Source organism: Paenibacillus sp. J22R67, assembly GCF_059692175.1.
Genome location: NZ_JCAUAX010000001.1, coordinates 888,592 through 915,311 on the forward strand (window position 1 = coordinate 888,592; position 26,720 = coordinate 915,311).

Below are 26,720 nucleotides of genomic sequence, written 5' to 3' on the forward strand. Positions count from 1 at the left end.
ATTACTTAGGCTAAAAGCTAAAAAAGAGGGGAGCATACTTCACTCCCCCGTTATTTATTACTCCATCATTTTTGATGCCACAAATGCTAGGTCGTCAATATCGATTTTACCATCGACTACAACGTCTGCTTTTTTCGCTTGCTGCCAATCAGGGCTGTTTGTATCTTTGCCATAGTTCGCTGCCACAATTGCCAGATCCCCGATCGTCACTTTCATGTCGTTCGTGAGGTCGCCTGGAAGGCCTGGAATCGGTGCAATAATGGCTACGCTGTAGCTAGAAGCTGCTGCTTGCGCTTCTCCGCCCTGCGCATCACCCAGAACTGCCTTCGACACCGTGATGGTACCTGTTGTATTTTGCGTAACAACTTTTGCTCGGAAAGTTAGCTCTACAACTTGTGCATTACCGCTAACCGCATGAGCTGTGCCCTCGCTTACAATGATCATTCTCAGCTTACCTGCTGATTGCGTAATTGGCTCTATAATGGTGACGCCGCCAATCACGGATTTTGCAGATACGAACTCCAATACATTTGCATCATAATCAATAGTCACATCTTGTGCCAATGCTGCTTGTGCTATGTTTTTTAAACCGTAGGTAACTTTGAAAGACTCGCCGGATTGCACGGTGCTGCCCCCCGTAAGTTCTGTCGAGAGAAGCATCGGAGAAGCCGCTATGTGAATTGTGATAACAGCCTCATCTGAATCCGATATACCATCATTTGCTCTGAAAGTAAACGTATCTGTTCCGGTTGCGCCTGGGTTCGGTGTATACGTGAATGCTCCAGTTGCCGGATTCGTAATCTCTGCTGTCCCTTTCGTACCACCCACGACAATTGTATACGTGAGTCCATCCCCATCATAACGGCTGACCGACAAATTACCGTTATAGACAGCGTCTTGCACGGTGCTCACGTCTGAGCTAACTGCAGTAGGACTCTCATATAAAGAGAGGGAGAAATCGTCTAGATACGCTACTTTTCCATCGTTGCTCGCATTTGTATTTTTCCATGAATAAATGTTGGCAGATGTATTCGCAGCGCCTGTTTTGAAAATGATTTTACCTTCTGAATAGTCCAGTGTGCTTATTGATTTGGAAATCTGGCTGCCGCCATAATTTTTGACACCGATGCTTTGCGTATTTCCGGCATCCATCACTTTAATCCAGCCTCTAGCTACATAGTTCGTATTCGGTGTCAATCCGCTTACCACTTGTTCAGCACCTGAATTATTGCTCATAAACTTCACGGCATTGCTGCCGGAATGTACATGAGCCGGATCGCTAATGATTGTGGCTCCCGTACCATAGAAGGAAGTCCAGCCAGGCGGCGGCGCTGTTGTGCTGGCTTCGAATCCGCCGTTTTGGAGCAGGTTCGACTGCGCAATGGCTACCGTAACTGTTCCTACATTAGAATCGAGCAAACCATCAGATGCCTTGAACGTAAAGCTATCGTTCCCTGTCGCACCGGAATTAGGTGTGTAAATGAAGTCGCCTGTCGTGCTATCCAACAGTTGAACAGTACCTAAAGACCCGTTACTCACGATTGAAAATTGAAGCTGATCGCCATCAGGGTCACTTGCAGTGAGCCTACCTGTTACAGGACGGTCTATTTTTACGTTGTATTTCGCATTCGAAATCAATGGACGATGATTCACTCCCGTTGTATCCCCTTGGTATTCGAACGCTCCGATATCCGCGAACCCTTTGTATAACGGATTGCCTTCATAATCTTTACCGCCGTTATTATTCATCGCAATTCCCGCATTAATAGCAGGCGAATCCGATTGCAGTTCATAAGCACTTGCCGTTGCCAAACCTGATCCTGCACCGCCTGGATTCACAAATTTAGGTTCAGCTGTCACCTTGTTAGCATCGTTAGGCTCATTGGCAGGATGAACGCCTCCCGCTTCATAGAACACATTGTTGCTGAATAAAGCATTGCTCCAACTATTGTTCAGCCAGTTTGTAGGTGTCGTCGTATTCATGTTATAGAAAATATTGTTATAGAAGCTATAACCACCCTTTACCGTGTTGCCTGAACCCATAATTTGGTTTTTACTGGCATCATAATAAAACACATTGTTGTAGATGGAGCCTGTTGTCTTCTCGTCAAAAGCAAAGTGTCTGAAAATAATGCCATCGTTCTGACTGACGTTGTAGCGCAATACATCGTTCTCATTGGTTCCCATCAGAAGCATGAAGCCCATTGGATTGTCATGGCTATAATTGTATTGGTAAACCGTATTAATCAGGAATTCGTCGAAGTCAAAAGCGCATCCATCCTGATTATTAGCAGGTCCTCCCGTTACCTCGTTATACTGAATGAGGGTATTCTTGGCGACTGCCAGCCAAATGCCTGCAATGGCATTACTGCTCGCAACACGTGTACCGAATTTGTTTAAGTAGTTATATTCCAGTACTGCCCCATCCGTATCCCTTAAAATAATGCCGTCGCCGCCCACATCTTCCATGGTGTTGTGTGCAATGTAGAAACCCGTGTTCCAATTGCCATATTTGAATGTGGCTGTCGTTGAGAAGGAATCGTCGCCGACATAGTTCGTATGAGCCGCAACACGAATGGCAACGCGATCGACTTTGCGAATCGTATTATTTTCAACCTTCACATCATTGAATCTAGCCGATGTGACTTGGCTTGTTGGGGCTAATCCTTTGACAACACCGATTATGCCCCCATTTTCTTTGGGACCCGCGTTGTTGTTGCCATCAATATCGTGTACATAACAGTTTCGGATATAAATGTGGTTGTACACCCGATCACTTTCATTCGCATCGATGGTGAAGAAAATGCCCGCTCTAAGTGCAGTTGAATCGTTGTTCTCGATCGTAAAATTGTCATCATTCGTTACTTCTAAATTGTTAAGCTCCCAGTATTCCTGATTTTTCAGAAACACAGCCCCTGAGTTGTAAGTCGTCGTTGAGTTGTAAATCGTTTGATCGAAATTATTCCCCTGCCCATTAATAAGAGGTCTGTTGCCTGTGCCATATTGGTCGATGATAATCGGACTACCTTCCGCTCCCGAACCTTTCGGCCATAATTGACCATTCCATGAATCACCTGCTTTGAGCAAAATCTTGTCACCGGGAATAAATGTCGTGCCGCTGACTTTATTCAATGTTTTCCATGGCGCAGCTGCGCTTAATCCATCATTCGCGTCATCGCCTATGGAGGAACTGACATAGAAGGTATGGCTTCCTTGACCCGAAATTTGAATATTCGTTTGACCGACGACACCGCTGCCGTCTTGTGCTGTTGCTTTGACAGTCACGGAGCCATTGTCAAGCGCTGTCAACAAACCGGTGCTGCTAATCGAAGCACTTCCTGTCCCATTCTCTACCGTCCAAGCTACGTTGGTGGTTGGCGCTCCTCCTGGCAGAGCGGTCGCTCCCATCTGCAGCTGTCCTGCACGCGAAGTGATCTCTGTAGCTCCGCCTGCTCCTGTTACCGTTAGAGAGGTCATTTTGACATCGAATGTTAGCTGCAAAACATTACTTTTAACACCGCTTGGATCATTAGCTGTTGCTTGAACTTGCACAGTGCCGGCCTTGATTGGCGTAAGAACACCCGTGTTCGAAATCGTTGCGACATCCGCACCTTGCAGGACAGCCCAACTAACGGATAGATCTGCCGCATCGACCGGTATAACCGAAGCGCTAAGCGCTACAGGATCAAGCGTTGTGAAACTTGTTGCTCCCGCTGGCGCTTGAATCGTGATAGCTGCTGCTTTAATCGTCTGTCCAGTGATCGTTATTAATGCGCTGCCCGATATTTCCGGCTTAACCGTGGAAGTAGCCGTTACTTTGACGGTTCCATTCCCCTTCGCAGACAATAAGCCTGATGCTGTTATCTCAGCGTTGTTCGTTGGTGTACCGTCTGCATTTTCTACTTTCCATGTCACCATGGAAGGTGCGCCAGCAGGATTTACAGCCGCTGTCATTTGCAGAGAACCTGCATCATCAGTAATAGCTGCCACCCCGCCTTGACCTGCGACTGTTAAACCTTCCAAATCAGCAGTCGTAACAGGGATCGTGAGTGTCGTGGAGAGACTCGTCCCAAGCTGTGTCGTTTTAATATCGTCATAATAAGTAACGGCATTGTTAGGTAACCAATTGCCGAGCAAAGCGACGTATTGGTATTTCGTTTCTGCTGTTGTCGTACCAACCAGAGTTCCATCTATGTACATTTTGGCATCAGTCCCTGAAGTGAGGTCCCATTTGAACTCATGCCAGGCTGGCGTTATTCCACGATTCACAGATGAAGGGGAGAAAGCTGAGCTCATCAATCTCGTAGTAAATTTAGTCCCCGAACCTGTGGCGCCATCCCAATGTTCTCCCATGAGCAGTCCTGCTGAGACATTTACGGCTCCTGATGTGGTTTTTGTACCTACGTAAATATTGTTTCTAGACTGATCAGAAGGGGAAGTTGCCCCTGCGGACCCATTATAAAACCATGCCGTCACAACGCCATTCAGGGGTGCGCCCATGTCAACTCTTACGGTATTCGTTGTTGGTCCTGTGCGATTAGCACTATACGTCCCGCTATGCGCTGGGATGCCAGCCCCTGTTTTAGCCACTACCGCAGTTGATGTCGTTGTCGTGGCACTAGGATCATAGGTAAAGCTGCCGATGTTACCGCTTTCAAACCCCTCAAAATATTTCACATCCAAGTACTTAATGTCAGCTTTGACATCCACAGGCACATTGCCCGCAGAGCCATCGTACGTCAAAATGCCTGTGGCATCATCGATCGTTACACCTTGAACGATTGAGGTGTAATGAACACTATTGAGCTCAGGATCTGTTGAATTAGAGGCAGCCTTCTTCTTCAGCTCTACTTCCGTTCCATTGCTCATGTGTGCCATTACCTTAAGCTGAACTTGCTCGCCAAGCGTTGCAATCTGCGCTTTGTCAGCCACCACGTAGGTACTCACTACCGTGGGTATTGCCGATGGCGACGGAATAACTGCCGCATAGGCTGTAGGGCTGTTGATGCCAAGAGGTAAATTCACCACATTGACAGCCAAAAGCGAAACAACACCGAAAGAAACAGTGCGTTTAAACGTTTTTATAAAGTGCATGATTCACGGCTCCTTTGTATCGTATGAGAAGCTATAGTCTTCTCCATATGATACAGTACGTATTGTCCAAATCATGTGCAATATCTTTACTTTTTCGTTTAAATTCTTTACTTGTTTCCCATTAGAGATTCGACAAAATTTTCGATAACCTTACACTCGTGTAGAAAAATGACACATTTTGTATCACCCGCCATACACTTTAGCACATTTCAGAACTGGAGTTAAAAGGAGACCAGAGAAACGATCTTCTCCGATCTCCACACTATTCAGTTATTCTAAGATTTTTGTCGCCATCGCTGCGAGGTCATCAATATTAATGCTGCCATCGCCGTTTACATCGGCTGCCTTCACTTCCTGCCAATCTGCACTTGTTGTTGTTTTACCATAATGTGCAGCTGCAAAAGCAAGGTCACCAATGCTTACTTTACCGTCATGGTTGATATCGCCTGAGGTGCCAACCGTAATATTCACCCCTACCGTCGACACTGCTGCAGTTGCTTCTGCGCCTGTGCCGTCAGCCAACGTAGCGCTTGCCACAGCGATCGCTGCTGACGCCGACTGCGAGATCGACTTCGCTCGGAACGTTAATTCAAGCAATGGTGTATCGCCAGTAATAGCGTTCCCTGGTCCTTGGCTAGCTAAAATAAGACGTAAATGACCTGACGTATTCTTGGATTCAACGAGGCTTACTTTATCTTTCACTGATTTGACCGACACGAAGTCCATTAGGCTCGCATCATAATTCAGCACAAAATCCTCGGCATAAACTTGACTCGTTACATTCTTCAGCCCTAAATGAACAACGAATTCACTTCCCGGAGTGACAGAAGAAACACTGCTCAGCGTCGTCTCCGCGCTTGAAGGCACGCCTGCTTCTACCGTCACTTGGCTTGTCGCCTTAAGGCCGCCGTCAACGCTCGTGGCTGTAATCGTAACCGTCCCTGGCTTTATGCCGGTTACAATCCCTTTGCCTGCTAAATTCTCTACATTCGCTACAGAAGCATCACTGCTGCTCCAAGTTACGTTCTTGTTGCTCGCATTCACTGGCAATACAGTAGCAGTCAACTCTGTCGTCAGCCCTTGTTTGACCGTGACAGATGATTTATCGAGCTGCAATCCCGTGACTGGAATTTGCACCGTTGTATCCTCACGCACCGCACTCTTCAAATTCGGCAGTGCTTCCTGGCCTTGAGCATTGGCAACTACAGCTGTTTCCAACGAGGCAGAGGCAAACTCATCTTGCTGTGTCGCTTGGAGTTTCAGCAAAGCTGCATCCGGTGTAATGCCGTTGTCTACGCTGAGCACAACTCTCGTACGTCCGTTAGCCGATTCACTTCTGAGCACCTTCACGCCCTCTTGAACGGATTCTACCGCAGTTACGTTCAGCCCGTTCGTCGCTACAACGATGTCCATTGCTTTGGCAGCGGACGTCGTATTACTAATAGCGAGCTCATAATACTTAAGCTGCTGCGTTGTTTGAGCTACCACTTTCATCAACTGTAGATTTGGCGCATCCGCTTTGTTCTGATCTTTCTGTGCCACGAACATACCGTTAATCCCTTGCGAATCTCCGATTGTTCCGTTAATGCCTAATGCCTTTAATACCGTGGCTGCCAGATCTTTGGTCGTTCCACCTTGCAAGATTTTCTCCTTGCCTGTATCGGTTGCAACCGTTCTTCCGTTTGCCGCAAAGAAAATCGTTGTCGCCAGTGGTGAATCTTGACCGTGTGAAGTCGCGCTTCCCAGCGTCGTATTGGCGTTCTCTGTACCCCCACCATGATCAGGAAGCATGACAATCAACGTATCGTCTAGTAAGTTTTTATCACGCAGAGAGTTTACAACTGTTCCTACATTCAGATCCGTTTTCGTCAACTGCTCATAATATTGCTTGGTGTAGAAGCCAATTCCATGTCCCGCATGATCCATATCGTCAAATTGGATGAACATAAGCGACGTATCGAGCGCTTTTCCACTAGCCACATATTGTGCGAAAGCAGCTGCATCTGCTTCATCGTTTCCTGTACCAACTTCAACACCAACAGAAGGCTCGATATGTCCGTCCAAAATGTTTTTCCACTGCGCGAAAGCAACCATTTTCTTGCCCGGCAGTGCTTCACGTACCTTTTTGAAGACGGATGGATAAGGAGATGTTTCGGAATAATAGAAGAGTCCGCTTTCAGTATTGTTGATTTGATGTTTGCTGAAGTCAACGCCATTCAACATAGCGCCCCAATTGGGGGATGAGCTTGATGGCAGTGTCGTTTTGGCCGTGTAGCTGGCAGCGCCTTTTTCAATTAGACTCCGCAGATTAGGTGCGATCTGCCTATTACCGACCTGCTCCTTCAAGGAGCTAGGTGTCTCCCAATAAGGCGCGTTTGGCATCACGGACAAACCGCCGCCATCCATGCCGATAACGACAACCCTTTTATAAGGAACATACTGCGCATTGGCGGCAATTGCGTTTTGCAATTCTGCGGAGTTGCCTTGTACAAGTGCCAGGTCACCTACAGTAACGACGCCGTCCTTATTCAAATCCTCTGTCGCTTTCGGATGGATTTGAACCGTTTCTGGTTGCGAATTAAAGGTTTCATTGACTAATTTGGTAGCTCCGGCATAAAACTCTGCTTTGCTTACTTGAATTTGTCCTTGTCCAGATTCAGCTTTTGTCTTGAAAAACACTTCAGAAATTCTCGACTTGCTGTATTCCAGCGGATTGGTCTGGCCGTATACGATGCCTCCCGGAATGGCCAGCTTTACGATACCCGGGGTGGATGTATCTGCCGATATCGCGTTCGTTGCGCTTACAAACTCGAACAAGTTGTTGTCATAAGCGAGCTCAATAACTGATTTATCCACCGCCGTGCTCATCGTTGGCGTACGAAGATCCAAATTGACTCGGAAAGTACTCCCCTGTACAGCATGTTCAGCGCCAATTAAGTTCAGCGAGCCATTAAATTTCTCATTCACCTCTACCGGAGGTGCACTGTTAAACATTTCCCCGACTTCCTGTGCAGTTACAGCTCTTTTAATAACCTGCATTTCGTCTACTTGCATATCAAACGTACTTACCTCGTAAGCTCCTGTACCGTCGTTGCCGATCATCGTGGACAGTCCCGAATCAATCGTCCCCGCTCTGCCGGCAATATTCATACTGCTCGATATACTTTGATATAACGTGCCGGTTTTCACCGAAATCGCTACAGGTATTCCGTCTTTATAGAAATCTGCACGTCCTGTCGTTCGATCATGAGAGACAACGATATGATGCCATTTCCCGTCAGCTACATTCGGAATCTCAGCATCCGCGCGCGAGCTGCCCTGTGTGTTATAGTTCCATTTCAAACTATTGTTTGGCTGTAAAGATAAGGCATAACCTACATTGCTCCCGCTTGCCCAGTTTTTGTTAGCAATAACCGGCGGATCGCTTGACACACCAGGTGATTTCACCCAGAAGGCCAATGTGAAGTTAGTGCTCGTGCCGAATTGTAGATTGGCTAGCTTGCCCAAATTCAGATATTGCCTGTTCGCATTCGTTGAGTTGAGATTGAGTGCCCTCCCCTCACGTCCCGACACATAGGTCGGATTCCCTGCTGCTGTGACATTGGTTGCGTTTGTGGAGCTGTCGACAGCATTGTCCTCAAACTTCAATTGAAGCGCAAAGTCCGAAGCAGCGACTGCAGCATAGGCGGTTTGCGCCATAAAGGGCAGCGTAACCGACAAACTAGAAGTTGCTAAAAGCGTAGCTGTTAAAGTGGACATGAAAACCTGCTTAATCGTTACTTTCACTTGGACATCCTCCCGAAATAAAAGAATTGTTTTTGCTGCTTGCCAACACATTTACGAAACCAAAACAATATAAATGCACATAATAGCAACTATTTATACTGTGATCTTATTCGAGAGAACAAGAATTAACAAGGCTTTCAATAAGAATTTACAAAAGAAAACAATGTAAATACACAAAATAACAACTAGTTAATATGCTATTTTATTAGAGAAAACATATGATGACAAGGCTTTCGACAAAAGCTCCCACAATGTGTTTTTATTCATCTTCTTATGCTTGAATGAGTGAGTATGAGGAATCATTTTTTATATTTTTTTTGTGAAAATAGAACCAGAAGAAGACACGAACTTAATCATAAGCCTTTAAGTTCGTGCCCCTTCAGTGAAGATTTTAATCTACTCTTACTCTATGATTTTCGTCGCAAGTGCAGCCAAGTCGTCGATGTCAATTACATTGTCACCATTGATGTCGGCTTTCTTCGCTTGCGCCCAATTCGGACTGTTCGATGTTGTGCCGTAAAAGGATGCCACGATTGCAAGATCCCCTATGCTCACTTTTCCATCGCTGTTGATATCACTGTTGTCTCGCGTTATGACGGAAGCTTTAAAGGCATCGAAAGCTTGTTGCAAGTCAGCGACAGCTGCAGCTACTTGTTCTTGTGTCGCATTGCTATTGTTCGCCACAAGCTTAGCCGCATCAATTGCTGCTTGAAGCAGCTGTTTCGCACCACTCGGATATTGACCGATTTGCGTGCCTTCTATAGCCGCATCGTGTGCCGTCTGAGCTTCACGAACAAGATCGTTCAAATCCGACTTATCAACAGGAGGTAGTGTGATTTGTATGCCTATCGCGGATGATGCCAGTTTTGTTTCCATTCCCTGGCTATCGGCCAAAGTCGTTTCAGAAACTGTGATCAACCCTTCCGTCGCTTGCGTCACAAGTTTCGCTTTGAAAGTGAGTTTCAGCAGCTGCGCGCTGCCCGTAATACCATGTGCGGCGCCTTCGCTTGCCGTGATCATACGAACTTTACCAGTTGGACTCTTCACAGTTCCCAGCAGCTGAACTCCGTCCTGAATGGTTTCCGCTGAGACGAATTCCATTACGTTCGGGTCGTATGCCATAGAGATGTCCTGCGCATATACGCTTTGTGTCACATGATCCAGCCCGAGCTGAAGCGTAAACGTTTCCCCTGGCTCAGCGGTATCTTTCCCCCCCAATACGACAGCAGGATCCTTGGGTATCGCCTCAGATGTTACTTTGAATTCTCTGACAATGACCCAGAAATTTTGCGTGTCTGTTACTCTGATGCGAACGAAGCGTGCCTTTTGACTATCAACCGGAACGTTGATCTCCGATTGCTCTTCCAAAGTGGCAAGCTGCGTCCAATTCGCACCGTCTGCGGAATATTCAAGTATCCCGTGATGAATATAGTCGGACAAACTGCTGGACTTGCCCATCGATACCTGCACGTTGGTCACTTTACGCACTTCATTTAAGTCCACACCTAACACGTCGCCTACAGCCGGATTACTATTGCTCCAGAAATAAGTATTGAGATTTCCGTCTAGCATTTTGTCAGGCGTATTCGTCTGGTACGTCCCCATTGTCGTAATCGGGAAAGGAGTTGCGGGAACAACGCCTAGCCAATTGTCATTTTCCCGGATAGCGCGTGCGAAAAAGTCTTCAAAAACTTGATTTGCCTTAACCAAGGTAATGGCATTGATCTGCGTTCTGAGCGTATTCAGAGCCGTTCTGTGCGCTGCCGCCTGCTGCTTATTGTTACGCTTCTGGGAAAGCAGCATTTGAGCAGCTTCTGCGCCTGCTTTTCCATACAATTCGTCCTTATTCAAATAAAGATTCGTCTCGGAGATAAAGTTCGCGTTCCCTAATGTGCTGCGTAGAATTCCGGGAGTTTGCTGCAGCTTCGTGAATTCGGAAACTAATTGATTCACGGTTTCCGTTATATTTCCACTACCCGTAAATGCCGTCCAAAGATTATCGATTAGCGGATGCAAAGTTAGCGATTCCTTCGCATTTAGAGGCGACGAATAGTGATTCTCGGCAAACGTTTTTAACGCTTCTGCAGCCGAACCGCCTAATCTCTTTATGCTGAGCTGCCAAGAGTTATCAGGATTGTATGCTTGTGGGTTCCACAAATAATCCGCAATGGAGAACAGCGCAATTTTGGAGGCTTCCGCTTCATTCATCGGATTCGCTGTTAGGCCGATAATGCCATGGTCGGCTAATCCGGCATCGCGATTATACAGCGGACCTAAGTAAATTTTATCCCGTGCATAATCATTAACCGGGTAGTTATCCCAGATCAACAGGTCGTGTTTGTAGATCGCTTTGGCTTTATCGGCATCTGCTGCGGAAATGCCTGCTGGCACGACCGCCGACCCCGTCCATTGTACGATGATACTCGGATTAACAAGCGCTGAAAAACGGTTGATATACGTCGTTGTCGTAATATTGGCGTAATCCGTCGGAACTGTGATCAAGCGGTGAGCCCCCGGATGAGTATCGATAAATTCTGTTTTGAACCGATTGAGCAGAAAAGCTTGCGCAGCTGCTGGCGGATTGGCATCGCTGTTAAACTTGGTTCTATCCGCATTGCAAGTCAATGTTTTATTAATATCATCGAGGAACAACGCATAAGAACGCACACCTTTCTCCCACATCACTTGCGCTTTGGCCGTCAAAGCCTGGAAATCCGTGTTGTCCGAAAAGCAGACGGAGTTACCCGGCGAAATGGCGAATACGAACTCCACGTGCTCCTGCTTCGCTTTGTCGATTAACTCGCCAATCTGAGCTACTTTATCAGCTGGATAAGGATCGCGCCATTTATCGCGGTGATACGGATCATCTTTCGGAGCATAGATGTACATATTCATTTTCTGCTCCCCGTAAAAGGCCAGCTGATTGAGACGATCTTCATGCGACCATGGATCGCCATAGAATCCTTCAATCGATCCGCGCCAACTCATTTTCGGCCAATCTCTGACTGTAAGTCCCGGGATCGAATAACTGGAATCCTTCGAAGCAATGACCTGCCGCAGTGTTTGGGCGGCGTAGAAAGTGCCAGTTTGATTTTTACCTGCAAGAACGATGTTTTTGTGACCCGTTTGATCAATGCCTGAAGCCAGCACGTATCCGTCATCTTGTAAATCTTCAGGTCCTGTCGTCCCCAAACTTTGCAGAACGGAGCCGGAAGCCGTATTCTCTGAAGGTCCGCCAACCCAGACGTTTACCTGAGCATCAGGAACGGCGCTGCTATCACTTGCTCGCTTGATGTTCTGAACCCCCGCATTTTGCAAAATACGTTCCACAGCTTGAACGGCTGCTGGATCGGTGCCGGTGCCTGTGATGAGACCTACTTCCGCAGGGATAGCGAAACCTTGCCCTCTCGCTGTAACGGACTGCGGGATAGGGGAAATCGCAGGAATGCTGCTAACAGGCTCAGTCTCTGCCGCTTGCGATAGCGGTACGTTGAGCAAAGGAACGGCAATGGCAGCTGCTAGAAACAAAGTTGTTGTTTTTCTCCATAGGCCAGCATTGAAAATCACTTTTTTAACATTCATATGAAGCCACCCTTTCAATAAAATTGGGATTCCTGGCGTTTTCCTTCAACAATCAAAACCAAGCATTGGAGCGAGCTTAGAGAGAAGCTCCCTAAGCTCACACCGTGCTGAACTTATTGAATAATTTTGCTCGCGATTGCCGCAAGATCGTTGATGTCAATCACGTTATCATGGTTTATATCTGCGAGTTTAACTAGGTTCCAGTCCAGACTTGAGGAGTTTTTACCATAGTTAGCTGCAGCAAAACCTAGATCCCCGATACTCACTTTACCATCCCCGTTCACATCTCCCGGAGTTCCAACTGGTATCGGCGTAACTCGGACGGTGATCGAAGATACGTCCGCTTTCGTTTCGTTCCCTTGGTCATCACCTAACGTTGCGTCCGCGATCGTAATCACTCCAGCTGCCGCATCCTGCACGTTCTTCGCCTTGAAGACGATGTCTGCGAATTCAGCCGTACCGGTAATGGCATGGCCAGCCCCTTGACTCGCCAGAATAACGCGGAGCGTTCCTGCTTGATCCTTGGACTGAACGATGCTAATACCTTCTTGTGTTGACTTCGCCGATACAAACTCCATGACATTGGCATCATAGTTCAGCTGGATGTCCTGCGCATAGACGTTTTGCGTCACGTTCTTCAGTCCGAAACGGACCGTGAACTCGCTGCCTGCGGCAGCGGAGTCCGCTCCGCTAAGGGTCGTTCCAGGCGCTGCCGGAATAACTGCTTCTACCGTTACCTCACTAACAGCCGTGAAGTTGCCCTCTGCCGTAGTTGCCGTGATCTCCGCTCTTCCCGCTTTAAGTCCCGTCACCACAGCTTTGCTGTTTCCGCCCTCTGCGACTGTCGCTACTGTTTCGTCGCTGCTTTTCCACGTCACGTTTTTGTTCGTTGCATTGACCGGCGATATGACCGCTTCAATCTCGCCTGATTGCCCTGCACGTAATAGTAATTGCGTCATGTTCATCTGCACGCCGTTGACAGCAATTTGATCTACAGGGACGATTTCTGCACGGTCAATAGTAACGACAGTACCTGTTGATGATATATTTTTGGCCCCAGTTACCCTAACCTTTATTACATGTTGACCGGAAGATAGGACTGGGGAAGCGAATAAGGTAGCTCCGGTTTGTGTTGAAGAAGCATACAGATCTATCATCCGTTCTGTACCTCCATCAATGGAAATGCCTGCAATGCCTTCTCCGGGCGCTTTAGTTCCGATCAGGATTATTTGCTTACCGTTAAATTTCATCTGGTAGGAATCATCCGTCGTTGCGCTTGCACTTTCATTGCCACCATTCCATGTACCCGTATAATTAAATTGGTTGTTGTCTACACCGACAACTCCATTCTCAATGATCGCACGCGTATTGACTTCTGCACGTTCAAGTGAGAGAAAAAAATTGGATGCAGAGCTGTTTTTTCTTCCCGAAACTCTTACTTTAATCGTATGCTCGCCAAACGGTAAGACAGGTGAATAATACCAGTTAAAACCGTTTTGCCGGGAAGTTGCATATAGATCCGCATCGACTTCACTCCCCCCATCTACGGATACAGCGGCAATGCCGTGCCCCGGATCTTTAGCCCCAAATATGTTGATCTGAGTTCCAACGAATTTCATCTGGAAATTGCTATCGGTCAAACCAGAATAACTGTCTGATGAAACGACCCAGCCATTGCTTCCGTTACCCGATCCAATTTTCGAATAAGAGAATTGGTTAATACCCGTACCCTGCTCATTATTTTTGATTGAAGTTACTCCAAGTGGATCCGTTGGCGCCGGGCTGCTAACCGCTGGCTCATCTCCGATCAGATTTACTCGGTTGAAGAAATCGGCAACCTTGGCGGAACGAGGGCCTCCCCATAATCTTTCGGCGAGTACCTGGCGCGGTTTTCTAGCTGCATCTTCGAAATTGCTTTCTGGAATCACGTAGTCTCCTTCTCCAACCTCTACACCTTTAAACGAGCTTCCGCTTTCATACCCGATCCTGCCATCCGGTGTCTTTACTTGATCCCAGTAATCCGACCAGATCGATAGAAAGTAACCTATGATATTCGGATGTACAGAAGGATTCCAAGTCTCGTACATGGATGTTGTATTCGGCAAAAGAGAGCGTCCTGCGGTTACATACATCACGTTCCCGGGAGAAGCGTAAACCTTATAACCTTCTTTGGCGAAATCAATCGCTTGCTTCGAGGAGCTGCCTTCATCACTCCAAACGGTAATGACGTTATCCTTATTCAAGCTGATGCTAGGATGATAGTCTTCAAAGCCATTCCAATTCATCGGTGTTTTGCCGAGCTGCTTCACATGTTGACTCATTTCATTAATAAATTCAATAAAGCTGTCTCCGATTTTCGGCAAGCCGTTATTCGTTTTGTAAGCAACAAGCTCGGGACAAGCATTCATCTTCGCTTCGGTTTGAATTTCATCCGAGCCGATATGGAAAAACGGCCCTTTAAACAAAGGAACAAACTCATCGAGCAACGATTTAATCCATGCGCGAGTTTCGCTTTTCGTATAATCGACTGTAAACTGAGGAATGCTCCAGCCCGTCGTATCTTTATCCATGGAGGAGCAGCTGAATTTCAACGCCGGGTTGAATTTATTTAGGATCGCTGCATGACCGGGCATTTCTAATTCCGGTATGATCAGAACGTGATAGCGGTCAGCGATTTCGGTCAACCTTTGGATATCAGCTCTGCTGTACGATTTGGGAGAAGCTAGGCCTGGATACGTTTCACTTTTCAAGCGAAATCCGTTCCACTCACTGAAGTGAAGGGTAAAGGTATTCATCTTCATCCAGGCAAGTCTTTTGATTGTGTCTTCCAGATACGTCATCGAATAATATCTGCGGCCGACATCAAGCATGATGCCACGCTGCGGATACTGCGGATAATCGCGGGCTATCCCTTGAGGCATAGAGGATCGCGCAGCGTCCTGCTGCAAGATTTGCAGCACAGTCCGAGTTCCGTAAAATACGCCGCCGGACGTATGCGCTTTAATAGATACGAAGGCTGCCGCTTCCAGCACATATCCTTCATTGCCGATCCCCGTGTCGTCCGTCTTCAATGACAAGAAAAAGTCGCCTGCATTTGCGGTATTCGCATTTACAATGCCCACTGCTTTTCCGGTAACTATCGTCAAATCTTCTTTAAAAGCTGCCGCCGTACTCGCTAATTCTGCGCTATATGAGGCATCTACAACGATTCTCGATGTATCTTTTAATTGAAATGCACCTGTTCCTCCCGTCCATTCCCGTAAGCTTGGCACCACATTAGGAGCCGCATTTGCTGCGTAAGATACGGAAGATATTTGAAACATTGAAAATAGTAGAGAGATAATGACTAACGCTATAATTGATCTTCTTTTCAAAAAAGAATACCTCACTCGATTTCCCCCTTATTTAAAATTGTTGAAAAACGGGAGGATGCCCACGTACATCCCCCCCTATTTACTTTTTATTGCGTAATTTTGCTCGCAATGGCTGCAAGATCGCTTATGTCAATCTTGTTGTCATTGTTTATATCTGCGCGTTTGATTTGATGCCAATCTGAACTTTCTGCGTTCTTGCCATAGTTCGCCGCTGCAAAGCCTAGATCGCCGATGCTCACTTTGCCATCGTTATTCACATCGCCAGGAATACCTGTCGGTACGGTCGTTACAGCGATGCTGATTGACGATGCGTCCGCTTTCGTTTCAATGCCCTTGTCATCGCCGAGTGTAGCTTCTGTTACCGAGATCGTACCCGAAGCTGGTTGCTTCACATTCTTGGCCTTGAAGACGATTTCGGCAATTTCAGCCGTACCTGTTACGGCATTGCCGGCTCCTTGGCTTGCGATGATAAGGCGAAGCGTCCCTGCGTGATCCTTCGATTGAACGATGCTAATGCCATCTTTCATAGGCTTGGCTGAAACAAATTCCATGACGTTCGTGTCATAGCTCAGGTTGATATCTTGACCGTACACGCTTTGCGTGACATTCTGCAGTCCGAAACGAACCTTGAACTCACTGCCTGCAACAACGGAGTTCGTACCGCTAAGCGTAGTTCCGGGAGCTGCCGGACCAACCGGTGAATCAAGCCATTCCAGAACAGATAGAACGGGTCTATGATCAGAAGCGACATCATCCTGAATGGCCTGAGCGTTAACAACACGCCATTGGTTTTTTTGTCCGTACATAATATAGTCAATCTTACCGTCCTCTTCATTGGTCCAATCCGTAATACGCGCCGTAGCGTCTGTCCACTTGCTCGTTAAAGATTTGATCGTGTCTGACTCCGGAGTTGCATTCAAATCACCAGCCAAAATGTAAGGAGAAGTCGAACCGTAAAGTTCAAAAATTTTATTCACTTGATCGGCCTGAATGCTTTTCGGGTTCCACTCCAGATGTGTGCCGGTGAACGTAAACTCAGGCAATCCGTTGGTTGGTGTAATTTTCGCCGTTAACACAACACGCTGCTCGCCTCCGCTTGCATTCGGCAGCAATGTTTTCTCCGTTGAGGTAATCGGGTAACGGGAGAGGAGCGCCACTCCGTATTCGCCACCAGACAGATCGATTGCCTTACCAAAAGTTGCATGCATACCCGTCATCTCAGCTAATTTCTCAGCCTGATCGACATTGCCGCTTCTTGGGACATTTTTATCCACCTCTTGCAAAGCAACGATATCCGGATTCAAACTCTTAATTACGTCCGCAATACGAGGTAAATTTACAATGTTATCTTTCCCTGCTCCATGATGAATGTTGTAAGTCAAGACACGTAATCCAGGACCCGACAAGGCCTCTACGGTAATCGTACTCTCCGCTGTAAAAGCGCCATCCGTCGTTGTTGCCTTGATTTTCGCGATTCCCGCCTTCAGCGCAGTAACTACAATTTTCCCACCAATCGCCGCTACCGTCGCAACGGTTTCGTCGCTGCTCGACCAAGTTACAAGCTTATTGGTCGCATTATTCGGCAGCACCGTAGCCGCAATTTCAGTTGTCTCGCCTTCCTTCAGCGTAAGCGCTGACTTATCCAGCTGAACGCTGGTTACAGCTACTACCGAATCCGCCACATTATTGCGATATTTAAAGTTGTCGTACTGAGCGATTGTAGGCCCAAACACTCTAGCCCCCATCTTGCCTTCCACATTCGGAATTGAGGCTAAGCTCCCTTCGAAATATTGTGTGCCATTCACGAACAAGGTCACTAGCGATCCTTCGAATTTGACTTTAACCGTTGAAGTGACACCTTTACTTAGCTTAGCTGCCGCATTGTTCGTCAGCAGCCCATAGCTGTCTTGGGCGTTCACCCAATACCAACTGCCGTTATCGTAACCGACCGATGCCCACGAATCATTGTTCGTGTAACGGAATATGAGGCCTGAGCGAATATTACCCGTGTTTGTCGGCGTAACTTGAAATTCAATTTCACCGTCTTTGATGTCCGGTGAATTCTTATCAATAAAGACATTGCTCGTATTGTTAGCAGTCAGCTGCAGCGCATACTGACTTGCTTGGGACGAATCGCCAACAATCGTCATGCTGCCTGTTCCTGCCCCAATCACGTGCTGCCATCCGCCCAGTTGATTCGTCTCAAATGTTTGCTCGTAGCGAATGGGAACCGGTACAGTTATCGGTGTATCGTTCGGATTCGGCTGATAGACTTCGAACTCATACAAGGAATAGCCATACGTACCAGCCCTTTTTACGCCTTGCATTTTCATATAACGGGCATTTTCTGTAGGGAATTTAATGACTTCCGTACCGCCGACGCCTGCGTTCGTGGTATAGGCATCTTTCCAAGTCTGCGCGTCGTTCGAAACTTGAATTTTATACCCTTTGGCGTATGCGGGTTCCCATTTCAGAATGACCTTGTTAAGGTCGTAGTTTTTACCAAGATCCACATAAATCCATTCGTTATCGGTATATTTGGACGCCCAGCGGGAATTTTTCGACTCATCCTCATCAAAAGCCAGGTTTGCCGTTAAATAATTAACTTCCTCTGATGAAGCCACTGCCGGCTGGCGTGCCGCAATGTTAATTGTCCATGGCGGCGAGCCGGCAGCAACCGCGATTTCCTTCCCTGTCAACGCGCGATCTACGATTTTCAGATCGTCCAGCGCACCTTGGAAAGCCTGCGTCGCACTACCTACGACAGCCGCAGGAAGCAGCGTCGTCTCCGTCAGTTTATCTTTCAGCTCCCCGTCAATAAACAGCGACGTCCCGCTTAAATCTCCTTTCAAAGCAACATGCACAAATCGTCCTGTCGGAATCGCCGTATTGAAGCTGAAATCAAAGCCCTCACGGGAGAAGCCGACTTTGCCCGTTTCCTTCTGCTTTAATTTAATCGAAGCATCTGCGGATTCGAGCAGAATGGCTTCCGGCTGCGTGCTGTCCGTCATATTCACCCAAGCCGATACCGTCCAAGGAAACCCCTTTGACGTCAACCCAGTCGTGATGTGATCACTAGGCTTGCTGAACAGCGCCGCTTGCCCTGTCACTCCATTCGTCCACTGAACACCGTTTAAAGTACCGTTATAGCCATTGCCGGACATATCGCCAGCCGATTGGCCGCTACCTTCTTCAAACGGATAGCTGAGGACCGCTTCTGACTGCGTTAAGACTTTATGCAGCAAGTTCGTATTAGGCGCATCCCCGATCACACCGCTAGACTGGCGAAATTTGTCATAGGTCGCATCACTGGACTGGCCTCTCCACATTTTCTCGGCCATAGTTGGCAGCGCATCTTTTACGCGATCGTGCACATCCATTGCGCTCACTTTTTTGCCAAGCATATCGTTCCATACCGCGAACATACCGCCAAGCAAGTTGGGATTGTTGGCATTTAATTGCATGGAACCACTGAAATAAGTAGGCTCCCAGTTTTCATACAGCCACTTCGTGTTCAAATAATCGTAGTAATAACCCGCTTTTGGCACGATATAGAGCAAGCCGTCCGTCGTGTTAATGATTTTACGGCCTTCGTTGATGGCATCAATCGGATTCTGCCAGCCGTTGTTCCAGCCATTTAATGTAATATCTTTGTCCACCGGTGTCGTACCCGGGAAGAATGTCAAACTGCCCCACATTCTTGCCGTTTTGCCTTTGCTTTTGAAAAAAGCATTGATCTCGTTTAAATACTGGCGGTACGCCTCTACAGTTGTTTTATCGTTCCGATCAAATTCATCTCCTCCGAAGTGAATCTCTTTGGCATCAAACCAATTTCCGTCCAAATATTCGCTCCACACGTCTTTGACAAACTCAACCGCCTCCGGACGTGTAATATCCAGATGGTCAACAGGAAGAGTGTCTTTGACCAAATCAGGTCTAACTTTGGTGAAGGAAAGTGCATGGCTGGGCGTATCGAGCTCGGGAGTAATCGTCATTCCTCTGTCCTTGGCTAGATCCTGCAGCTCTCGGAATTCCTGTTTCGTGTAATGACCGTCTTTGGCTGTCAGTTCAGGATATTTGGTGCTTTCCAGTCGGAAAGCCGAATATTTATCCCAATGCGTTCTGCTGTTGTCTTTAAAAATTTCATTATCGTTTAAATGTATTTGAAAATCGTTCATTTTGTACCAGGACATGAACTTCACATAATCCTTCAAATAATCCATTGTAAAAAACTTGCGCCCTACATCGAGCATGAAACCGCGCTCTTTGTACTTGGGATAATCTTTCGCGATACCTTTGACAATGCTCGACTTCGCCGTATCCTGCTGCAAGATTTGAAGTGCTGATCTTGTGCCGTAGAATACACCGGTAGTCGTATTGGCGTGTATATTAACCGTATCGCCAACTTCAAAATAGTAACCTTCCGTTCCTATCGCATCGTCGTTTTGCTCGTTCAACGTTAGGAAGAAATCCCCTTTGGCTGGTGAATTCGATTGCACAATGGAAACATTGCGACCCGTGATTTCCTTCAAATCTTCTTGAAATACAGCAGCCGTGCTTTGCAAAGAACTGGATGGCGGAATGACAATCCTTGCATGATCGCCCATTGTAAATGTCCCTGTATCCCCCGTCCACTCTTGCAAGCTAGGGATCACGATTGGCTTCTGGTTAGGCTCCGCAGCGGCTGCTTGAGCGGGTTGGAGCGGCAGCGAGAACACGAGTAAAGCAAGCAGACAAACCGTACTTACTTTCTTTCTCATCTTTACACCTCTTTGCATGTTTTTTGAGCCATAAATCAGAGGAGACCCTTGAACGAATCGTCAAAGGGTCTCTCTTCTCTGCCTTATTCCATAATTTTCGAAGCAATGAAGGCCAGATCTGCGATCTCAATTTGTCCGTCGTTGTTGAAATCTAAGTGTTTAATGCTCGCCCAATCTGGACTTGAGGAGTTTTTACCGTAATTAGCGGCCACCATGCCCAAATCGCCAATCGATACTTTTCCATCATGGTTCAAATCGCCAGGAGTGCCAACAGGAACCGGTGTAACTTGAACGCTTAGGGAGGAATTTAACGCTTTGAACTCGTTACCTTGCTCATTCCCCAGCGTGGTATCCGTTACTTCAATCGTGGATGTCGTAGCCACAGTCAGCGCTTTCGAGTTAAATGTCAGCTTGAACAGCTGGGCATTTCCTGTTACAGCGTGCCCAGCCCCTTGGCTGGCGGCAATCAGGCGAAGTTTACCTGGCACATCGTTCACTGTCGTCACAATGGTGAGGTTCGGAAGCAGTGAATCCGCCGACACAAATGCCATTACGTTCGGATCATAGCTTAGCGTAATATCTTCTGCATACACCTGCTGCAGTACGCTGTTCAGCCCATAAGTAATCGTTATCGGCTGTCCGCTTTCAACGCTGGAGCTTCCCGTTAACGTTGTATACGGGCTTTGTGGCGCAACTACTTTCACCACAACCGCTGCAGTCGTTTGCTTTCCTCCGTACGTTGCCGTAACAACGGTTTCGCCTTGAGAAACACCCGTGATTGTACCGTTCACAACCGTGGCAAACAGTGGATTTGCGATCTCAAATATAGAGGCCGATGTCACATCCTGATTCGTTCCATCCGAATACTGTGCAGTTACCTTTACAGGTATGGACTGCCCTTGTTGCAGTTCATAGCTTGCAGCGTCAAAGACGATAGTTTGCAAGGTAGTCACTACATCCAACTTATACACGTTCAATTCTGATGCGGAAGCAAAGTTACCTGCACCAGCTGTCGCTTCGAGCTTGATGAAAGCAGCATGTACCGGAGCAAAATTCACTTCTTTCATCACGTTGTTTTGCTGCCACGCTCCGCTCGCTACTTTCGTGTACTGCTCACCGTCTTGGCTGACGTATACATTGTAGCCAGTTATTGTGCCGTTACCGGCATCTTTACGAGGCGTGTATTCCAGCTTGCTGATTTTGTACGTTCCTCCTAAATTCAAAACGATTGATTGCGGCAGCGGGTCAACATTGAACCATTTGATGTGCCACCAAGTGCTCGGATCTCCGTCAATGGCCAAGCCCGGCTCGTTACCGGCCTGGAAGCTTGCAGCCATCGCCGTCATTTGTGTTTGCGGGATTTTCACCAAACCGGATTGTGCCGTTACCGTGACATCTACAGCAGCTTTAAAGCCCCCGTCCGCCGTAGTTGCCGTAATGGTAGCCGTTCCTGCACCCTTCGGAGATACGACGCCGTTCTCGTTCACCATCACAATAGCAGGATTACTTGAGCTCCAAACAACGGAGGTGTTAGCTGCATTCAGCGGCATGACAGTAGCCTCCAAAGCAACCGGCGCATCGAGCACGTTCATCGTTAACGCTGAACGATCGAGCGTTACGCCCGTAACTGGGGCTGTTCCGATAATTGGCAAGCCGATCAGCTTCACATCTGCGATGCTAGCCTTCGTATTGGCATCAGGAAGTCCCGTAATCGTGATTCTGACATAACGTCCTTGACTGCCGAAAGTATCTTTGAGTACTGTAGCAGCCTCCGTATTATTCATGCGGTTTAATACTTGAATCCAGTTGCTGCTGCCCGCTTCGCGGACTTCCAGCTTGTATTTGTACACTTTATCGCTCTGCCCAAATGAAATCTCTAATCCTTGAATCGCATGCATTTTACCCAAATCGGCGGACCAAACATGACCCGCATTTGTATCATTTGCCGACCACATGGTAGCTGAGTCCCCATCGTTGGCATTAGATGCAGGGAATGACGGATCCACGCTATCTGCCGATGCCGGCTTGCCTTTCAAAATATCGCCAAAGACTGGAGGCGCTTGAGGCGTTTCGTATACATCGATTTCGGAAGCAGATGCGAAATTGCCGACTGCTACTACCGCCTCGAGCTTCACATAGCGAGCGTCAGCAGGTGTAAATTGGACATACTTTTTAATATTGTTGCGGGTCCAAGTACCTGTACTGATTTTCGTATAGTTCGTGCCGTCGGTACTAACATATAAATTATAAGTCTGAATCGTACCGTTCCCGGCATCTGTACGCGGTGCATAACGGAATTGGCTAATATTGCGAATTTTGCCGAGATTAATAATAATCGATTGCGGCAATTTGTCAGAACCGTCCCATTTCGTGTGCCAGACAGAGTTCGGATCCCCGTCGATCGCTTTGGAAGCTTCGCTGCCCGGTTGCGCGCTGAATGCCGTAGCTGTCATTTGATTTTTCGGAATCGCCAGAGGCGTTGGCACCGAACCGTCACGGTACACGTTGAGTTCAGCCGCAGCCGCAAAGCCATTCACACCAGCTGTTGCTTCCAGTTTCACATACTGCGCTTCTGCGGTAGGGAACGTCACTGTTTTTTCCTGCTTATCTGCTGCCCACGTGCCACTGGTAACCTTGGTAAAATTGGTTCCATCTGTGCTCACGTAGATGTTGTAAGCTGTAATAATGCCGTCTGTGCCTAAATATTGTCTTGGCAAGTACTTCAGTTTGTTCACGGAAAACTTCGTGCCCAAATTCAGTGTAATTGACTGTGGCAGAGGCGTACTGCCATCCAACTTCGTACTCCAGACAGTCTCCGTGCTGCCATCCAGCGCATTAGCTAAAGGAGAAGTCGCATCCGTACTTGTCGCCGTTGCCACGATGTCCCCTTGCACGATTTTGGTTGGATCGTTATCCGGTTCTGGCAAAGAAATGACGGTTGCGTCTATCAATGGCGTCGTATCCGCTGCAAAACCGGCTACTTTCACTTCGAAACCTTGGTCAGACGGCATATCCGGCGTTTTCACGTAGACGATTCCGCCTTTATCCGCGCTATCAAAGTACCAGCCGCTTGCCGCTGCCACCAGTTCTGTTTGGCTTGCATACTCCGTATAAGCGGAGCCACCAACTGCAACGCTTGCCGGTTTCGCATGCATATGAATTTGGAATTGATTCGTTCGCGTTGCCAGCTTGCCATTGTAATCGCCAACGCTTGCTCCTACTTGAATCTTCAAGTCACCTGTTCCGGTCTCTGGAGCCATAGAGGTAATTAATGTTTTCGCAAATTTGCCGTTGCGGTGCTCTCTTGACACCCCATCGTCCTCGTACATCGTGAAGGAGGATGTTTGGTAAGGATAGATATCATACGTAATCGGATTCGGCGGCACTTGACCGTCATAAAGCGTTTCCGGATACATCGGAATAATGGCGCCAGCTTTGACGAGAAGCGGCACACGGCTAAGCGGAGCGCTGTATTCGTCCAGCATTTTGGAGCCGTAATGCTCTGTACCCGTCCAGTAGTCGATCCATTTGCCTTTCGGCAAGTAAATACCGTTTCTTACTGACGTATCTTTGTAAACCGGAGCAACAAGCAAGGACTGCCCGGACATGAATTGGTACTGTGTCAACGTGTTCTTCGTATTCGGATCGTTCGGGAATTCGTAAACCATCCCTCTTGTGAATGGTGCTCCCGATTCGTAAGCTTCATTCAAATAGGTATAGAAATATGGCGTCAAACGCTGTCTCAGCTTCAAAATATCCCGGTTATAACTTGTATAAGGCTCACCATAACGCCATGGCTGCTTATCTACGGATGCCCAACCGGACATACTCATAAGAATCGGTGTAAACGCTTTCCATTGTAAATCGCGCACATACGTCTGGGCGCTGCCACCGAAGATCCCGTCCACGTCACCAGTAGCGTATGTCATACCTGACAGACCGGCGCCAATCATCGAAGGGATATGGAATCGGATATATTCCCAGTTCCCAGATTGGTCTCCCGACCAAACTGTCGAGTAGCGCTGCGTTCCAGCCCATCCGCCGACAGACCATACGAACCCGCGATCGTTCGAGTTGTTTTCAACGCCATCATGAGCCTGTTTTGTTGCATCGAGAGCGAAATCATAGCCGGGTCCGACCCAAGCGACATCCAGCTTATTCAGACGAGTACCAGCCACGCCTACTTCGGTCGCGATGTTTGCAAGCCCGTTCTGCGTCCATAATCCGGTGTAAAAGCCTAAATCATGCAGCTGTGCCACGGTACTTGGCAGCTGTACATAACCACAGCCGTAGCCATCATTCGGCAGCAGCCATCCGCCAGGCATATCATTATCCCGGAAGCCTTGAGCCACTTTCAGAACATCTGGCGTCGTCAACTTATTCGGCTTGTTAGCGCCAGTGTTGCTTGTGTTATAACAATCCGCATCCCCCATGCTCATCCCCCATCTGGGAATTAGCGAAGGCTTGCCTGTCAAATCGGTGTAGCCGTTCAGAATTTCCTTCATCGTATCGCCGTAAAAGTAATACGCGTCAAAACGATTCTCGTTGTGTGTCAATTGTGCAGGACTGCCGAAATCGTATGTACCGTCTTGGAACGTGTTCCGCAGTACGCCATATCCAGCCGTGCTCAGATAGAACGGAGATGGATTGGAGACGGTACCGCTGCCCCAGTCGCCAAAGTTTTTGGAAATCTTAATCGTTTTGTCACGGTGAGAGAAAAATCCATTTTGCATGCCACCGCCGTAGTAATATTCGTCGGCTCCTCTAACGAGCTTCTGAGTTGTCGAGGAAGAGCTATAGTTTAATGGTGACTCCTCTTGCCATACGACCGTTGCGTTATCGCTCTTGTACATCGCGAATTTGAACGGGCTTTTGTATGCACGTAAAACGAACTTCCCTGTTACCATTTTGTAGTAGCTGCCCTCATCTGACCAATTCACAGCTACCGAACCGAAGTCCTCCTTCACGACGATCGGCTCTTTAGGCGTCGGGGAGCTTTTACCAGCCAGCGTTTGAAAATTACCGCCTACGCCAAGCCAGATCCGCACCATATCGTCGCGATTAAAAATTACTTTTACCTTATCGGTGCCTGATGTAATCGTAAATGTCTTCGCATCTGTTTTCTCGAAATTCGTGATGTCGCCAACCGCTGCTGCATGTGTCGTTGTCCCGCCTAAGCATAGGATCGCTACGACGAACACCAGGCAAAAAACAAAACCAAAAGCATGTTTAAGCGTCTTCACCTCTTACACTCTCCTCTTCAAAATCAACCATTTTACCCTTTTAATGCACCAGCCGTTATCCCTCCTGTAATTTGTTTTTGGAAAATACTATAAAACACAATCGTCGGACCCATAGATATAATCAGGGCAGCGAAGAGTGGTCCCCATTCCGTTCTGTACTGCATTTCACCCTGCATAACTGCAATGGCTACCGGTATCGTATATTTCGTGGGGTCATTGATCAGCACAAGCGCAAATACATATTCATTCCAAATATTCAGCACGGTAATGATTGCCACAGACATCAATCCCGGCTTGGCAAGTGGAAGCATAATTCGAAAAAAAATGCCATAATGAGAAGCGCCATCCATGGAGGCGGCCTCTTCGAGTTCACTTGGCAGTGATTTGAAAAAGCTGACCAAGACGAATACGGCAAACGGCACGGCTGTGACCATGTAGACTAAAATAAGGCCAATTAAATTGTTCGTTAGATGAAGATCATTCAGTAAAAAAAATAGGGGGATGATGCCAAGAAATGTTGGAATCATCATGTAGGAAAGATACGAATAGTACAATAAGCCGTTTCCTCTAAATGTAAATCGCGCAATCACGTAGGCCGTTGTGGCCGATAAGAACACTCCAAATATCGTGCTTACTACTGTAACTACCAGTGAATTCATAAAATTATGGCCAAAGTTATATTTTCCCCACACGTACGAAAAATTGGACCAGAGCAAAGGCAACTTCGGCAGATCCCAAGGTCTTCCCAAGAAGAACTGCTGGTTATCCTTCAAGGCGCTGAGGATTGTCCAGATGAGTGGATAAAGGACGCATATCGCCCAAGCGATGAGAATGCATTTGAAAAACAGCCGGAATACAGGATTGACTATACCTTGACTCAT

7 protein-coding genes are annotated in these 26,720 nt (G+C 47.5%); all 7 read right to left on the reverse strand.

The features are described from left to right. Positions 1–57: 57 nt before the first annotated feature. Entirely contained in the window at positions 58–5,094 is a 5,037-nt protein-coding gene (locus tag AC58VC_RS04255) for an Ig-like domain-containing protein (RefSeq protein ID WP_497367568.1), read from the reverse strand. Positions 5,095–5,364: 270 nt separating this feature from the next. Beyond that, a complete protein-coding gene (locus tag AC58VC_RS04260) occupies positions 5,365–8,880 on the reverse strand; it encodes a LamG-like jellyroll fold domain-containing protein (RefSeq protein ID WP_497367569.1) in 3,516 nt (1,171 codons plus the stop codon). 402 nt (positions 8,881–9,282) lie between these two features. Then, the gene (locus tag AC58VC_RS04265; protein ID WP_497367570.1) at positions 9,283–12,462 is read right to left on the reverse strand and encodes a beta-N-acetylglucosaminidase domain-containing protein; all 3,180 of its coding nucleotides are present in this window, start codon (positions 12,460–12,462) and stop codon (positions 9,283–9,285) included. Between the two features lie 113 nt (positions 12,463–12,575). Continuing rightward, positions 12,576–15,836, reverse strand: coding sequence for a family 20 glycosylhydrolase (locus AC58VC_RS04270; RefSeq protein ID WP_497367571.1), 3,261 nt, complete (start codon positions 15,834–15,836; stop codon positions 12,576–12,578). An 86-nt stretch (positions 15,837–15,922) separates the two neighbouring features. Next, complete coding sequence (locus tag AC58VC_RS04275; protein WP_497367572.1) at positions 15,923–20,596, reverse strand: family 20 glycosylhydrolase; 4,674 nt, start codon at positions 20,594–20,596, stop codon at positions 15,923–15,925. 83 nt (positions 20,597–20,679) lie between these two features. Further along, entirely contained in the window at positions 20,680–25,839 is a 5,160-nt protein-coding gene (locus AC58VC_RS04280) for a discoidin domain-containing protein (RefSeq protein ID WP_497367573.1), read from the reverse strand. Positions 25,840–25,871: 32 nt separating this feature from the next. Then, the gene (locus tag AC58VC_RS04285) at positions 25,872–26,720 is read right to left on the reverse strand and encodes a carbohydrate ABC transporter permease (RefSeq protein ID WP_497367574.1); all 849 of its coding nucleotides are present in this window, start codon (positions 26,718–26,720) and stop codon (positions 25,872–25,874) included.